13 protein-coding genes are annotated in these 15,063 nt (G+C 68.8%); 10 read left to right on the top strand and 3 right to left on the bottom strand.

Annotation, left to right across the window (positions count from 1 at the left end; translation table 11 throughout):
• Positions 1-68: 68 nt before the first annotated feature.
• Genes KYC_RS19775 through KYC_RS19765 form a run of 3 tightly spaced genes read left to right on the top strand, consistent with a single transcriptional unit; the run spans position 69 to position 4,654 of the window.
• The gene (locus KYC_RS19775) at positions 69-1,259 is read left to right on the top strand and encodes an ABC transporter substrate-binding protein (RefSeq protein ID WP_008165639.1); all 1,191 of its coding nucleotides are present in this window, start codon (positions 69-71) and stop codon (positions 1,257-1,259) included.
• 27 nt (positions 1,260-1,286) lie between these two features.
• On the top strand, positions 1,287-2,165 hold the full coding sequence (locus KYC_RS19770) for a branched-chain amino acid ABC transporter permease (protein WP_008165638.1): 879 nt from the start codon (positions 1,287-1,289) through the stop codon (positions 2,163-2,165).
• Positions 2,165-4,654 carry a branched-chain amino acid ABC transporter ATP-binding protein/permease gene (locus KYC_RS19765; protein WP_008165637.1) on the top strand — a complete coding sequence of 830 codons (2,490 nt, stop codon included), beginning with the start codon at positions 2,165-2,167 and terminating at the stop codon, positions 4,652-4,654. Before KYC_RS19770 ends, KYC_RS19765 begins: the two co-directional genes overlap by 1 nt.
• A gap of 57 nt (positions 4,655-4,711) precedes the next feature.
• Here KYC_RS19765 and KYC_RS19760 read toward each other — a convergent pair whose 3' ends face one another.
• Positions 4,712-5,716, bottom strand: coding sequence for an Lrp/AsnC family transcriptional regulator (locus KYC_RS19760; protein WP_008165636.1), 1,005 nt, complete (start codon positions 5,714-5,716; stop codon positions 4,712-4,714).
• 80 nt (positions 5,717-5,796) lie between these two features.
• Between KYC_RS19760 and KYC_RS19755 the strand changes: the two genes are divergently transcribed.
• Both KYC_RS19755 and KYC_RS19750 read left to right on the top strand, forming a co-directional pair.
• Positions 5,797-7,101 carry an MFS transporter gene (locus KYC_RS19755; protein ID WP_043518980.1) on the top strand — a complete coding sequence of 435 codons (1,305 nt, stop codon included), beginning with the start codon at positions 5,797-5,799 and terminating at the stop codon, positions 7,099-7,101.
• Positions 7,102-7,175: 74 nt separating this feature from the next.
• The gene (locus KYC_RS19750; RefSeq protein ID WP_008165634.1) at positions 7,176-8,603 is read left to right on the top strand and encodes an amidase; all 1,428 of its coding nucleotides are present in this window, start codon (positions 7,176-7,178) and stop codon (positions 8,601-8,603) included.
• Positions 8,604-8,661: 58 nt separating this feature from the next.
• Here KYC_RS19750 and metK read toward each other — a convergent pair whose 3' ends face one another.
• Entirely contained in the window at positions 8,662-9,825 is a 1,164-nt protein-coding gene (gene metK, locus KYC_RS19745) for a methionine adenosyltransferase (protein ID WP_008165633.1), read from the bottom strand.
• Between the two features lie 277 nt (positions 9,826-10,102).
• Between metK and KYC_RS19740 the strand changes: the two genes are divergently transcribed.
• Genes KYC_RS19740 through xerC form a run of 5 tightly spaced genes read left to right on the top strand, consistent with a single transcriptional unit; the run spans position 10,103 to position 14,520 of the window.
• Positions 10,103-10,969: a lysophospholipid acyltransferase family protein gene (locus KYC_RS19740; protein ID WP_008165632.1), complete on the top strand. Its 867-nt coding sequence runs from the start codon at positions 10,103-10,105 to the stop codon at positions 10,967-10,969.
• Positions 10,970-11,009: 40 nt separating this feature from the next.
• A complete protein-coding gene (locus KYC_RS19735; RefSeq protein ID WP_043518978.1) occupies positions 11,010-11,900 on the top strand; it encodes a lysophospholipid acyltransferase family protein in 891 nt (296 codons plus the stop codon).
• A gap of 21 nt (positions 11,901-11,921) precedes the next feature.
• Positions 11,922-12,833 (top strand): diaminopimelate epimerase, encoded by a 912-nt coding sequence (dapF, locus tag KYC_RS19730; RefSeq protein WP_008165630.1) that lies wholly within the window; start codon positions 11,922-11,924, stop codon positions 12,831-12,833.
• Between the two features lie 4 nt (positions 12,834-12,837).
• Positions 12,838-13,515, top strand: coding sequence for a DUF484 family protein (locus KYC_RS19725; RefSeq protein ID WP_008165629.1), 678 nt, complete (start codon positions 12,838-12,840; stop codon positions 13,513-13,515).
• Positions 13,516-13,542: 27 nt separating this feature from the next.
• Positions 13,543-14,520: a tyrosine recombinase XerC gene (gene xerC / locus KYC_RS19720; protein ID WP_008165626.1), complete on the top strand. Its 978-nt coding sequence runs from the start codon at positions 13,543-13,545 to the stop codon at positions 14,518-14,520.
• Positions 14,521-14,527: 7 nt separating this feature from the next.
• On the opposite strand, the gene KYC_RS19715 is transcribed toward xerC, so the two are convergent.
• Positions 14,528-15,063, bottom strand: a 536-nt coding sequence (locus KYC_RS19715; protein WP_008165625.1) for a nickel/cobalt transporter, incomplete at its 5' end; no start/stop codon positions are given.

Here is a 15,063-nt window from a genome sequence, read left to right as displayed (position 1 = left end):
CTTGCATGGGGTAACGGAGCAGCACTTAACCCCATGCAAGATTCATTCCACTTTTCCAGGAGTGCCCGATGACCCCGACCCGCCGTTCCTTCATGCTCCGCGCGACCGCCGCCGCCCTCTTCGCCGCAGGCCTCGCCTCGCAACCGGCGCTGGCCGCGGACCCGATCAAAATTGGCCTGATCACCGCGCTGTCTGGAGAATCCGCGCGCGCCGGCGAGGCCCTGACGCGCGGCATGACCGTCGCCATCGACGAAATCAACGCGCGCGGCGGCCTGCTGGGCGGCCGCCAGGTGGTGCTGGTTCGCCGCGACGACGAAGGCAATCCCGCCAAGGGCATGGCCGCCGCGCGCGAGCTGATCTTCAAGGAAAAGGTGGCCGTACTGTTCGGCGGCCTGGACACCCCGGTATCCATGGCCATCGTGCCGATCGTGAACCAGGAAAAGGTGCCGTTCATGGGGCCGTGGGCGGCCGGCACCGCCATCACGCAGAACAAGGGCAACCCCAACTTCGTGTTCCGCGTGTCGGCGATGGACGAGATCGTCGACAGCGCGATGGTCCAATACGCGCAGAAGACCTTCCAGAGCGCCAAGCCGGGCATGATTCTGGTGAACAATCCCTGGGGCGAATCCAACGAAAAAGGCCTGAACGCCGCACTGACGGCGGCCAAGGTCACGCCAGCCGGCATCGAGAAATTCCAGCCGAACGACCTGGACATCGTGCCCCAACTGAGCCGCCTGAAGGCCGCGGGCGCCGACACGCTGTTCCTGGTGGGCAACGTGGGCCCGTCGGCCCAGGTCGTCAAATCGCTGGACCGCATGGGCTGGAAGGTGCCGGTGGTGTCGCACTGGGGCCCGGCGGGCGGCCGCTTCACGGAGCTGGCTGGCCCCAACGCCAAGAACGTGCACTTCGTGCAGACCTACAGCTTCTTCGGCAAGCAGGGGCCGGTGGGCGACAAGGTCATGCAGGCGCTCAAGACCAAGTATTCCGACATCAAGGGGCCGCAGGACATCACGCCGGCCGTGGGCGTGGCCAACGCCTACGACGGCATGCAGCTGGCCGCGCTGGCGATCGCCCAGGCCGGCTCGACCGACGGCGACGCGGTGCGCCAGGGCTTCTACAAGATCGGCAAATACGAAGGCCTGATCAAGACCTACGAACAGCCCTTCACGCCGACCTCGCACGACGCGCTGCGCGAGGACGACTACGTGTGGACGCACTTCATCGACAACCGGATCCTGCCCGTCAAGGGCGCCCAGTAAGCCGGCTGGATCACGCGGGAGACGCGCATGTTGTTGATGTCCGCCATCGTCAGCGGCCTGGGTCTGGGGAGCATGTACGGACTGATGGCCCTGGGCTTTTACCTGACCTATGCCGTATCGGGCACGGTGAACTTCGCCCAGGGCAGTTCCATGATGCTCGGGGCCGTGCTGACGTTTACGTTCGCCCAGACGCTGGGCTGGCCGATGTCGGCCGCCCTGCCGCTGGCGCTGGCGCTGTGCGCGCTCTACGGCCTGGTGGTGGAGCGGCTGGCCGTGCGGCCCTTCGCCAGCCGCGGCTCCAATGCCTGGCTCATGTCCACGGTGGCGCTGGGCATCGTCCTGGACAACGTGGTGATGTTCACCTTCGGCAAGGAGCCGCGCAGCCTGCCTTCTCCCCTGGCCCAGGCGCCGCTGGAGATCGGCGGGCTTGGCCTGGGCATCTATCCGCTGCAACTGCTGATCCCGGTGGTCGGCCTGGCGCTGGCCGCCGCGCTGCACACGCTGTCGCGCCGCACCCGCTGGGGCGTGGCGCTGCTGGCGGTGGTGCAGAACCCCAACGCGGCCCGCCTGATGGGCATACCCGTGCGCCGCGCCATCATGGCCGCATTCGCCGTGTCGACACTATTCGCCGGCGTGGCTGGCGCACTGGTCGCGCCGCTGTTCAACGTGCAGGCCGACATGGGTACGCTGTTCGGACTCAAGGCCTATGTGGTGGCGATCCTGGGCGGCATCACCAGCGCCTGGGGCGTGATGATCGCGGGCCTGCTGTTCGGCGTGGTCGAAGCGCTGATCACCGTGGCGCTGGGCTCCGGCTACACGCACATCATCAGCTTTACGCTGGTGATCGTCATGCTCGCCGTGCTGCCTAACGGCCTGTTCGGGCGCGCCGATGTGAGGAAGGTCTGATGCACAAGCAATCCGCATCGCGCTGGCTGCAGCCGGCGCTGTACGCCCTGCTGGCCGTGGCCGCGCTGGTCCTGGCCGCCACGGTCAACGGGTACTACGTGTTCGTGCTGGGCAATGTGGCGCTCCTGGCGCTCGCCGGCATCGGCCTGAACGTGCTGCTGGGCCTGACCGGCCAGATGTCGTTCGGCCACGCGGGCTTTTACGCAATCGGCGCCTACACGGTGGCAATCCTGACCGGGCAGGCGGGCTGGAGCTTCTGGCTGGCCTGGCCGGCCGCCGCGCTGGTCTGCGGCGTCTTCGGCCTGCTGCTGGCGCTGCCCGCCCTGCGCGTAAAGGGCCCGTACCTGGCGATGATCACCATCGCGTTCGGCTTCATCGTGGAACACGGGCTGATCGAAGGCGGCGCAGTCACCGGCGGGCAAAACGGCCTGATGGGCATCGCGCAGCCGGCGCTTCCGGGCATCGGCGGCGACCGCGGCGTCGCCATGCTGGCCATCGTCGCCGTGTTCGTCGCGCTGGCCGGCTATGCCCTGCTGTCGCGCGGCGCCTGGGGCGCCGCCATGCGCGCGGTCAAGGACAGCGAGACGGCCAGCGAATCCATCGGCATCAACCCGCTGATCGTGAAGGCCGTGGCCTTCATGGTGTCGGCCGCCGTGGTCGGGCTGGCGGGCGGCCTCTATGCGCCGCAGACGGGCATGATCACGCCGCACAACTTCAATTTCATGCAGTCCATCCTGTTCGTGCTGGCCGTGACGATAGGCGGCGCGGGCTCGCTGGCGGGCCCCTTGCTGGGCGCGGTGGTGGTGGGCCTGCTGCCGGAACTGCTGTCCAGCCTGGAGGAATACCGCCTGCTGTTCTTCGGTGCCTTCCTGCTGGTGGTGCTGTGGGCCGCGCCAGAAGGCGCGGCGGGCCTCTTGGCGCGCTGGCGGCGCGGCGCGCGCGGCCACGCGCTGGCGCCGCGCCATGGCGCCATGCCCGTCACCTGCCGGTTGCGGCGGACGCTGCGGGCGGACGCGCTGACCATGACTTTCGGCGGGGTGCGCGCCGTGCAGGCGGTGTCCTTCGTCGTCCCGCCCGGCGCCGTCACGGCCCTGATAGGCCCCAACGGCGCGGGCAAGTCCACCGTCATCAATATGCTCAGCGGCTACTACCAGCCGACCAGCGGCGCCGTGGCGCTGGGTGACCAGGCGCTGGCGGCGCTGCCCGCCCACCGCGTGGCGCGCAGCGGCATCGCCCGCACCTACCAGACCTCGCAGCTCTTCGACACCTTGAGCGTCGAGGACAACGTCGCGCTGGGCATGCTGCGCGGACGGCTGGGCGGGCTGCTGTCCTCGCGCCGCTATCTTGCGGCCGACGCGCGGGAACGTGCGCGCGCCCTGCTGGGCTTCTGCGGCTACGAAGGCGCGCTGGACATTCCCGCGGCGGACCTGCCGCACGTGGACCGGCGGCTGGTGGAGATCGCGCGCGCGCTCGCCACCGACGCCGACATCCTGCTGATGGACGAACCGGCGGCCGGCCTGTCGCGCGAAGACAAGACGCGGCTGGCCGGGCTGCTGCGGCGTATCGCCGAAGCCGGCGCGGGCGTGCTGCTGGTCGAGCACGACATGACGCTGGTGATGGGCGTGTCCGACCACATCGTCGCCATCGACGCCGGGCGCGAACTGGCGCAAGGCAGCGTCGCCGAGATCCAGCAGTCGCCCGCGGTGCGCCAGGCCTACCTGGGCGACGAGGCGGCGCGCCGCGCCCCTGCCCCGCGGATCCGGCCGGCGGGCGAAACGATCCCCCCCGAAGTATTGGGCGTGGGCAACCTCACCACCGGCTACGGCGCCAACCCCGTGCTGCACGGCATCGACCTGCAGGTGCGGCAGGGCGAAATGGTGGCGCTGCTGGGCGCCAACGGCGCGGGCAAGTCGACCCTGATGCGCACGCTGGCCGGGCTGCACCGTCCCGCCCAGGGCGGCATGCATTTACAGGGCCAGGAACTGCAGGGCCTGGCAGCCGACCGCATCGTGGCGCGCGGACTGGTGCTGGTGCCCGAGGGCCGGCAGGTGTTCCCGGGACTGAGCGTGCTGGACAACATCCGCCTGGGGGCATTCCTGCATCCGCAGGACCGCGACGCGCGGGTCGAGGAAATGCTTGCGCGCTTCCCGCGGCTGCGCGAACGCCTGCACCAGCGCGCCGGCCTGCTGTCGGGCGGCGAGCAGCAGATGCTGGCAATCGCACGCGGCCTGATGTCCAAGCCCGTGATCCTGCTGCTGGACGAGCCGTCGCTGGGCCTGGCGCCGAAGATCATTGATGAGCTGTTTGAGGCCCTGGACCGGCTGCGCGCCGAATCTATGACCATCCTGCTGGTGGACCAGATGGCCGCGCTGGCGCTGTCCCTGGCCGACCGCGCCTACGTGCTGGAATCCGGACGGGTTGCAGCGCACGGCTCCGCCGCAGACATCGCGCAGGACGGCGCCCTGGCCCGCGCCTATCTGGGCGCCTAGCCCGTTGCGGGCGCAAGCGCGCGGTGCGGCCGGGCTGGCCGCCGCCGCCCGCGGGCCCTAGGCGCCTTCCGGACCCAGCCGCGCCCCCGCGCGCACAATGCCGCAACGCTTGTGCGCGCGCATCACCACGCCGACCTCGCTATTGAGCACGCCGTCCAGTTCGCCCAGGCGGCGGGTCACCACGTCCCACAGATGCAGGCTGTCGCGGCACAGCACGTGCCAGAACAGCTGCGAGGCGCCGCTGGTGCCGAACAAACAGCGCGTGTTCGGGTCCAGCGCCAGATGCGCAGCCAGCGCATCCACCGCCTGCGGGCGCACCTGCACGGAAATCACGGCCTCAACCGGAAAGCCGACAAGGGCCGGCTCGACTTCCACGCGAAAGCTCAGCGCGCGGCGTTCCACCAGGTTCTGCAGCAGGCGATGCGCGGTGGGCTCGCTCACGCCAGCCTGCTCGGCCAGTTCAGCCAGACTGGCGCGGCCATCGCGCATCAGGTGCGCCACCATCCGCTGCTCGGGGTCGGTCAGGGCGGACGGCGGCTGGAGCAGCGGCGCATCGGCCGCCGCGTCGGGCTGCGGCTGGATGCGCCATTGGCCCGCGCGCCGGAACGGCCGCAGCACCAGCCGAGCCTCCACGTGCTCCACCCCATCCATCGACGGAAGCACACGCGTCACCACGTCAGGCATATCGGCCGCGTCCGCCAGCGTCAATTCGGCCATCAGATCGGCCGAGCCGGCAAGCGTCACCACCAGTTGCGCGATGTCCAACCGCGCCAATTGGTCAGCGACGTCGGGCACGCGGCCCGAGCGGCAGCGGACCCATGCGTGCAGCACCACGCCCCGGCCGGTGGCCAGGGGATCCGGTTCGGCGATGACGCGCAGCGCATCCGCGTCCATCAGGCGCCTGATGCGCCGCGCCACGGTTCTTTCGGCGATGCCGGTCGCCGCGCCCAGTTCGCGCCAGGACGCGCGCGGCTGCGCCTGCAGCGCGACCAGGCAAGCCAGATCGGTGTCGTCCAGCTCCCCGATTAGGGGGTTACCCTTACTTGACGTGACCATATTCATTAATCTAACGTTCGCGGATTGATAAAAACATAAATTTAACCGGTCAATTTGACCAAAAATAAATATCTCTTGAGGACGTCATGAGCAGCACATCCGCAACCTTGCGCCAGGCGCAAGGGGCAAGCGCCGCGCCCGTTTCCCGCGCCCGCACGATTCTGGCCGGTAGTGTAGGCAATGCCGTGGAATGGTTCGATTGGACCATCTATGCGTCGTTCGCCATCTTCTTTTCCAGCCAGTTCTTCCCTCCCGGCAACGAAACCACCGCGCTGCTGGCGACCTTCGGCATTTTCGCCGTGGGCTTCTTCATGCGCCCGGTCGGCGGCTGGGTGCTGGGCATTTTTTCCGACCGCTACGGCCGCAAGGCCGCGCTGGGCCTGACGATCCTGATGATGGCGGGCGGCTCCCTCATCATCGCCATCACCCCCACCTACGCCACCATCGGACTGGCCGCCCCGCTGCTGCTGACCGCGGCCCGCCTGCTGCAAGGACTGTCGCTGGGCGGAGAGTATGCCTCGGCCACGACGTTCCTGGCAGAAATGGCGCCGCCCAACAAGCGCGGCTTCTATTCCAGCTTCGTGTTCTTCAGCGCGGCAGTCGGCATCCTGGCCGCCTCGGCCGTGGGCTGGATCCTGACCTCCGTCCTGACCAAGGCCGACATGGCCGCGTGGGGCTGGCGCATTCCGTTCCTGCTGGGCGCGCTGGGCGGCCTGGCCGGCATGTGGATCCGCCGCGCCATTCCCGAAACCGAAGCCTTCTCGCACGCCAAGAAAGCCGGCGTCGAAAAGCAGCCGCTGCGCACCCTGCTGCGCGACCACCCGCGCGAAGTGCTGCGCATCGTGGGCTTTTCGGTCCTGACCACGTTCGCGTTCTACATCTTCGTGGCGTACGTGCCCACCTACGCCATCCGGCAGGTCGGCGCCGATCCCAAGACCGCGTTCGCCGCCAACACCGTCGCGCTGATCGTGTTCATGCTGGTGCAGCCGCTGTTCGGCATGCTGTCCGACCGCATCGGCCGCAAGCCGCAGCTCATCTTCTTCGCCGCGGGCTACCTGCTCTTCTTCTATCCGCTGATGACCACGCTGGGCCCGTCCTTCGGCTCGATCCTGGCGGTGGAGCTGTTCGGCCTGGTGCTGTACGCCATGTACACCGCGATCGCGCCGGCCATCATGTCCGAGCAGTTCCCCACCAGCGTGCGCGCCGTCGGCATCGGTACGCCGTACAACCTGGTCGTCGCGCTGCTGGGCGGCACCACGCCCTATCTGCTGACCTGGCTGCAAAGCAAGGGCATGGAACGCTGGTTCTTCTATTACGTGCTCGCGGGCGCCGTGATCACCCTGATCACCTTCATCCGCATGCCCGAGACGAAGGGCCAGGTCCTGAAGTAACGCAACGCACCCCAGTCCGAACGCTTTCCGGTCCCGCAACGGGCCGGAAGGCTTTTTCATTTCCACGAAAGCCCATGCCAGCCCAAGACACCGCCCTGCATTTCCAAGACGCCCGCCAGCTTGCCCGCGCCATCCGCGAGCGCAAACTCAGTTCGCTCGCGCTCACCCAGCACTTCCTGGACCGCATCGAGCGCGCGCCCGCGCTGGCCGCCTACAGCGAAGTCACGGCGGAACGCGCGCTGGCGCAGGCCGATGCCGCAGACCGCCTGCTGGCGGCTGGAATCAGCATGGGCCCCCTGCATGGGGTGCCCGTAGCGGTAAAGGACAGCATCCACTGGGAAGGCACCACCGCCAGCGGCGGGTCGCAGACCCGCCTGGGCGCGGTCAGCACCGTCACCGCCGCGGCGGCGCACCGGCTGGTCGCCCAGGGCATGGTCATCCTGGGCAAGACGCGCATGACCGAATTCGCCTTCGGCCTGTCCGGCCAGAATCCCACGCAGGGCACGGCCCGCAATCCCTGGGACGCCAGCGTGGCGCGCGCGCCGGGCGGGTCTTCCAGCGGCGCGGGCGTGGCCGTCGCGGCGGGCCTGGCGCCTTTGGCGCTGGGCGGCGACACCGGCGGCTCCGTGCGCGCGCCGGCGGCGCTGAACGGCGTGGTCGGCTACAAGCCGTCGTCCGGCTTCATCAGCCGAGCCGGATGCCTGCCCCTGTCGGACACGCTGGACGTGCTGGGCCCCATTACCCGCAACGTCGCCGACGCGCGATTGCTGACGCAGCTGCTGGCCGGTCCGGACATCGACGACGCCGCCACGCTGGCCCTGCCCGCCGTCTGCGTGGCGGCGCTGCGCTACCCGTCGCCCTGCAACGCCGGCGCCGTCGCCGTGCTGGCGCCGCAGGCCTGGCCGACACCGCTGACCGACGCCGGCCTGCAGGTATGGCACCAGGCGCAGGCGCGCCTGGACCGGGCCGGCTGCACGCCCACGACCTGGCATCCGCCCGCGTCGCTTTCGTTCGCCCGCATGGCCGAGGACAACTCGCTGGTGCTGGCCTACGAGGCCTACCGCTACTACGGCGCCCTGGCCGAAGATCCCGCGCAGCCGCTCTGGGACGTCGTGCGCGCGCGCATCGCCGCGGGCGGACGGATTTCGCAGGCCAGCTACGAAGCCGCGCTGGAGCGCCGCCAGGCAGACATGGCCGCCTTTGCGCAGGCGATGCAAGGCGTGGACGCCTTGCTCATGCCCGCCTGCGACCAGGCCGCCCAGCCGCTGGATGCCCAGGACACGCGCCACGCCGGCCTGGGCAAGCTGCTGCGCCCGGCCAACTTCCTGGGCGCGGCCGCAATCGCGCTGCCGGCCGGCTTTGACGCCGACGGCATGCCTGGCGCCGTACAGCTGCTGGCGCCGGCAGGCGGCGACGCCGCGATGCTCGATTGCGCGGCGGCGCTGGAACAAGTGCTGGCGCCGGCCGCCCGCCTGCCAGACCTGTCGGCCTGGGGCCTCTGAGCCGCCGAAAAAAAATAACGCCCCGGAAGGGGCGTTATTTCTATTGAATCAGGCCGCTTCAGGCGGACTTCTTCAGTTCCTGGACCTTGTCCGTGGCTTCCCACGAGAATTCCGGCTCCGAACGGCCAAAGTGGCCATAGGCGGCGGTCTTCGTGTAGATCGGACGCAGCAGGTCCAGCATGTTCACGATGCCCTTCGGACGCAGGTCGAAGTGTTCGCGCACCAGCTTGGCGATCTGGTCGTCGGGGATGACGCCCGTGCCTTCGGTGTAAACGGTGATGTTGATGGGCTCAGCCACGCCGATCGCGTAGCTGACCTGCACCTGGCACTGGCGCGCCAGGCCGGCGGCCACGATGTTCTTGGCCACGTAGCGCGCGGCATAGGCGGCCGAACGGTCGACCTTGGACGGGTCCTTGCCCGAGAACGCGCCGCCGCCGTGGGGGCATGCGCCGCCGTAGGTGTCGACGATGATCTTGCGGCCGGTCAGGCCGCAATCGCCTTGCGGGCCGCCGATGACGAAACGGCCGGTCGGGTTGACCAGGAATTTCGTCTTGGGCGTGATCAGGCCTTCGGGGAAGCTGGGCTTGATGATGTCTTCGATGACCGCTTCGCGGATGGTTTCCTGAGAAACCTCGGGCGAGTGCTGGGTGGACAGCACCACGGTGTCGACTTCGGCGGGGCGGCCGTCGACGTAGCGGAACGTCACTTGCGACTTGGCGTCAGGACGCAGCCACGCCAGGCGGCCGTCCTTGCGCAGTTCGCTCTGGCGCTGCACCAGGCGGTGCGCGTACCAGATCGGAGCCGGCATCAGGTCGGGCGTTTCGTCGCACGCGTAGCCAAACATCAGGCCTTGGTCGCCAGCGCCCTGGTTCAGGTAGTCTTCCGAGCTGCGGTCGACGCCCTGGGCGATGTCCGGCGATTGCTTGTCGTAGGCGACCAGCACCGCGCAACCCTTGTAGTCGATGCCGTATTCGGTGTTGTCGTAGCCGATGCGGCGGATCGTGTCGCGCGCGACCTGGATGTAGTCGACGTTGGCGGTAGTGGTGATTTCACCTGCCAGCACGACCAGGCCGGTGTTGCACAGCGTTTCGGCTGCGACACGCGCGTTCGGATCCTGCGTGAAGATGGCGTCAAGGATCGAATCGGAAATCTGGTCGGCAACCTTGTCGGGGTGCCCTTCAGAGACGGATTCGGAAGTGAAGAGAAAATCGTTGTTGGCCACAGATGCGTCCTTTCTTGTCCGGTCTTGCCGGCACGTAGGTTCACGAGGCGCGTTGCACCCCGGTCTGCATGGCATATGCCAACTGGGCGCGACGCTTTAGCGGATTTGGCAGTGGCCGCGCAATGCGCCGCGCCCTTGCCGTCGCCCCGCAAGTTGTCGGTTAACTCGGCGACTCCGCGCATTTTAAGCGAAAATGCCGTTCTTACGCTCGTGCCCGGGGGGTAAGCATATTCCCCGAGCAGCGGTATGACCCTGCCCGTTCTCACCCTTTTGAAGCATGCTGCTGCCCCTGTTTCGTCTCTTTGCCGCCCTGCCGCTCCCCGTCGCGCACGCCATCGGGCGCCTTGCCGGGCGCGCCGTCTACGCCTGGCCCGGCAAGTACCGGCGGCGCCTGCAGGCCAATGCGGCGCAGGCCGGCTATCCCGGCGCGGCGTTTGCCCGCCGGGCGGCGGGCGAAACCGGCGCCATGATCCTGGAGAACCCCCGGGTCTGGTTCCGCAACAAGGAAAGCCTGGCGCAGGTGGTGTCGGACGACAATGACGTGGTCGCCGCCGCCCGCGCCGAAAACCGCGGCATCCTGTTCCTGACCCCGCACCTGGGCTGCTTCGAAATCACCGCCCGCTACCTGGCCCGCCAGATGCCCATGACGGTCATGTTCCGCCCCCCGCGCAAGGACGCCCTGGCCCCCTTGCTGGAAACGGCGCGCAACAGTTCGGACGTCAATGCCGTGCCCGCCACCATGCAGGGCGTCCGGGAATTCGTGCGCGCCCTGCGCCGGGGCGAATCCGTCGGCATGCTGCCCGACCAGGCCCCCAGCGTGGGCGACGGCGTGTGGGTTCCGTTCTTCGGACGCCTGGCCTACACGATGACCCTGCCCGGCAAGCTGGCCACGCAAACCAACGTTCCCATCATCCTCACCGCTGGCGAACGCCTGCCCAAGGGCCGCGGCTGGCGCATTCATTACGTCCGGGTCCCCGAGCCCCTGCCGGCCGAGCCGGAAGCGCAGGCCGCGCTGATCAACGCCGCGATGGAAACGCTGATCCGGCGCTGCCCCGACCAGTACCTCTGGAGCTACAACCGCTACAAGACCCCGCGCGGCGCACCGCCGGCTCCCGACGCCGAACCGGCGCCTCCGGCCTCCTGAGGCCCTTGCCGATCCTGCCGCCAGGTCTCATTCCACATCCATGAACGATAGAAAAACGCGCACGCTGATCTCCCTGTTGAAATGGTTCGGCCGCATCAAGCCATCCACGCGCCAGCGCATCGGCGCCTGCCTGGGCTGGCTCGCGCCGCGCCTGGCCAGGTCACGCGCCCGCATCGTGCGCCGCAATCTGGAACTGTGTTTTCCCGACCAGCCCGAATCCGTCCGTGAACAATGGGTGGCCGACCACTTCCGCGCGCTGGCGCAAACCATCGTCGACCGCGGCGTGCTCTGGTACGGCACGCCGGAAGCCATCAAAGAGATGGTCACGCAGACGGGCGCTGACCGCATCAATGCGCTGACGGCCGAAGGCCGCTCGGTGATCCTGCTGGCGCCGCACTTCATCGCCCTGGACGCGGCGGCCACGCGCCTGACCATGGAAGTGCCCAGCGCCGCCACCATGTACACGCCGCAAAGCGATCCGCACATTGATGCGGTCGTGGCCGCCGGGCGCGCCCGCTTCAACGAGGTCTTCCTGGTCAGCCGCAAAGATGGCGTGCGCGATCTGATCCGGCACCTGCGCGCGCCCCGTCCGGTGTATTACCTGCCCGACATGGACTTCGGCCGCCAGGGCTCGGTCTTCGTGCCCTTCTTTGGCATCCAGGCCGCGACCCTGCTGGCCACCGCCCAGCTCGCCCAGAAATGGAACGCCGCGGTGCTGCCGGTCGTGGGTTTCTGGAACCCGGATACCGGCCGCTACCACGTGGACGTACTGCCGCCGCTCCAGGACTTTCCAGGCGAAGATTCGCTCGAAGCCGCCACCGCCCGCCTGAACCGCGAATTGGAAACCTGGGTGCGGCGCTGCCCCAGCCAGTACTACTGGGTCCACCGCCGATTCAAGACCCGGCCCGAAGGCGAGGCCAAACTCTATTGACGCCCGATCCGCGCCGCAATAATGGGCGATAATCCGGTGATGAACTGGAACTTCACCAAAATGCATGGCGCGGGCAACGATTTCGTTGTGCTCGACGGCGTCCGCCAGACCATCGAAATGACGCCCGAGCGCGCCCGCGCCCTGGGCGACCGGCACTTCGGCATCGGCGCCGACCAGATTCTTTTGGTCGAACGCGCCACGCGGCCTGACGCCGACTTCCGCTATCGCATTTTCAATTCCGACGGCTCCGAGGTCGAGCATTGCGGCAACGGCGCCCGCTGCTTTGTCCGCTTCGTGCACGAACAGGGCTTGTCCGATCGCAACCCGCTGCGCGCCGAAATCGCCACGGGCATCCTGGTCCTGGATGAAGGCGACGACGAACAGGTCACCGTGGAAATGGGCAGCACCCGTTTCGACCCCGCCGCCTTGCCATTCGACACCGCCGGCCTGGCGTCGCGCACGCAGGGCCAGGACACGCTTTGGGACCTGGAACTCGACCCGCCCGCCGGCATGCCGCGCACGGTTGCCGTGTCCGCCGTCGCGATCTCCAACCCGCACGCCGTGCAGGTGGTCGACAACGTCGACACCGCGCCCGTCTCGGTGCTCGGCCCGCTGATCGAAACGCACCCGCGCTTTCCGCGCCGCGTCAACGCCGGCTTCATGCAGGTCGTCGACCGCCACAACATCCGCCTGCGCGTCTTCGAACGCGGCGCCGGCGAGACCCTGGCCTGCGGCACCGGCGCCTGCGCCGCCGTCGCGGCCGGCATCCGCCGCGGCCTGCTGGATTCTCCCGTGCGCGTGCAAACGCGCGGCGGCGTGCTAACCGTCGCCTGGAACGGCGAACAACTGCGCATGACCGGCCCCGCCGAATCCGTCTTTACGGGCCAGGTCGACATCGACAAGCTCGTCTTCTCCATGGCGCTGAACCGATAACCCTATGACCGATACCGCACTCACCGCCCAGGACATCGCAAGCTTCCTGCAAGAGAACCCCGGCTTCTTCGACGAACACGCCGACGTCTTCGCCACCCTGCAGGTGCCGCATCCGCACGGTTCGCGCGCCATTTCGCTGGGCGAGCGCCAGATCCTCACGCTGCGCGAACGCAACCGCGAACTGGAATGGCGCCTGAACGAACTCGTGCGCAACGCCACCGCCAACGAGACCATCGGCTCGCACGTGGCCAAGTGGTGCAGCCGCCTGCTGTCCGAATGCGACCCCCAACTGGTGCCGGGCGAAATCGCGCTGGGCCTGGCCGAACAATTCGACCTGAACCATGTGGCGCTGCGCCTGTGGAACCTGTCCGAACTGCCCGACCACGGCTACGGCGAACCCGTGTCGCAGGACGTGCGCACGTTCACCGACAGCCTGAAGGCGCCGTATTGCGGCACCGACACCGCCTTTGAAGCCGTCGCCTGGCTGGACGCCAAGCCCAAGTCGCTGGCGCTGGTTCCCCTGCGGCTCCAGGCCGACGGCCCCGCCGTGGGCCTGCTGGTGCTCGGCTCCGACGACGCGGAACGCTTCACCCCCGAAATGGGTACGACCTTCCTGGAATCCATCGGTCAGCTCGCTTCGGCGGCCCTGCACCGCCTGAATCCGGCCACGCCCAAGGTCTAGGCATCCGGGGCGCACAAGGAAAACGCAATGCAGGACGCCGATCCCCGCCCCGCCCCCCTGCCCGACCCGATGAACGCATGGCTGCGTCATCTGGAAACCAACCGCCGCTATTCGCCCCACACCCTGGATGGCTACCGGCGCGAACTGCACTTCCTGCGCGAACTCGCCGACAAGGCGAGCTTGCCGCTGGATAAGCTGGGCAACGGCCACATCCGCCAGTTCGTGGCGCGCCTGCACGCGCAGGGCCGCGGTCCGCGCAGCCTGGCGCGCACCCTGGCGGCCTGGCGCGGCTTCTACCAATGGTGGGCGCCCGCAGCGGAGCTGGCCGGCAACCCGGTGGCGGGGGTGCGCGCGCCCAAGGCGCCGCGCGGCCTGCCCAAGGCCCTGTCGGTCGAACAGACCCAGGCCTTGCTGGACAGCGCGCCCGCGCGCGTCGCCACCGAGCCCGCCGCACTGCGCGACCAGGCCATGTTCGAACTGCTCTATTCCAGCGGCCTGCGGCTGTCCGAGCTAGTGGGGCTGGACCTGCGCTATGAACGCACTTCCGACTACGAATCGCGCGGCTGGCTGAACCTGGATGACGCCGAAGTCGTGGTGCTGGGCAAAGGCGGCAAGCGCCGCTCGGTGCCGGTCGGCCAGCAAGCCCTGGCGGCCCTGCGCAAATGGATCGGCGCGCGCCCGCAACTGGCCGCGCCTTCGCCGCAGCCCGAAGACGCCGCCGCGCTGTTCCTGGGCGCGCGCGGACGCCGCATCTCGCCGCGCGTCGTGCAACTGCAGTTGGCGCGCATCGCGCAGGCTGCCGGCGTGCCGACGCATGTGCATCCGCATGTGCTGCGCCACAGCTTCGCCAGCCACGTCCTGCAATCCGCGCAGGACCTGCGCGCCGTACAGGAAATGCTCGGCCACGCGAATATCTCGACCACCCAGATCTACACGCGGCTGGACTTCCAGCACCTGGCCAAAGCCTACGACCAGGCCCACCCGCGCGCAGGCCGGAAATCCTGACCGGCTGCTAGCCGCCGCCGGCCACCATACCGCCAAGCAGCGTCACACCCAGCAGCAGCACGGCAAGGGCCGCCAGCGCCTCCACGGCATAACGCAGGCGCGCGGCGCCCGCACCAGACATCCGGCGGCCCAGGCGTGTGGCCGCGCCCCCGGCCGCCACGGCCAGGCATGCCAGCATGGCCACCGTCAGGCCGGTGCCCAGGCCCATCGCCAGGGCCGACGCCACGCCCGCAAGAAAGAAGCCTTGCGATAGCGCGAACACCAGCACGATCAGCGCGCCGCTGCACGGCCGCAGGCCCACTGCCAGGATGGCCGACCAGGCGCGCCGCCAGCTCAGCGGCCCGGCCACCTGCTCCGGCGCGGGCGCGTGCGCATGCCCGCAACCGCAATCATCGTCATGGACGTGTGCGTGATCGTGTGCGTGTGCGTGTTCGTGAACGGCGATCGCGCGCAGCGCTGCCGCTCCCTTCAGGGCAGGCGCAGCCGGGACGACGACGGGCTTGGCAACGGCCGCGCGCCGCACCAGGGGCCGGATCGCCTTGA

Source organism: Achromobacter arsenitoxydans SY8 (assembly GCF_000236785.1).
GTDB lineage: Bacteria > Pseudomonadota > Gammaproteobacteria > Burkholderiales > Burkholderiaceae_B > Achromobacter > Achromobacter arsenitoxydans.
Note: the sequence above shows the minus strand (reverse complement) of the source record. Positions and strands in the feature narration are given on the sequence as shown.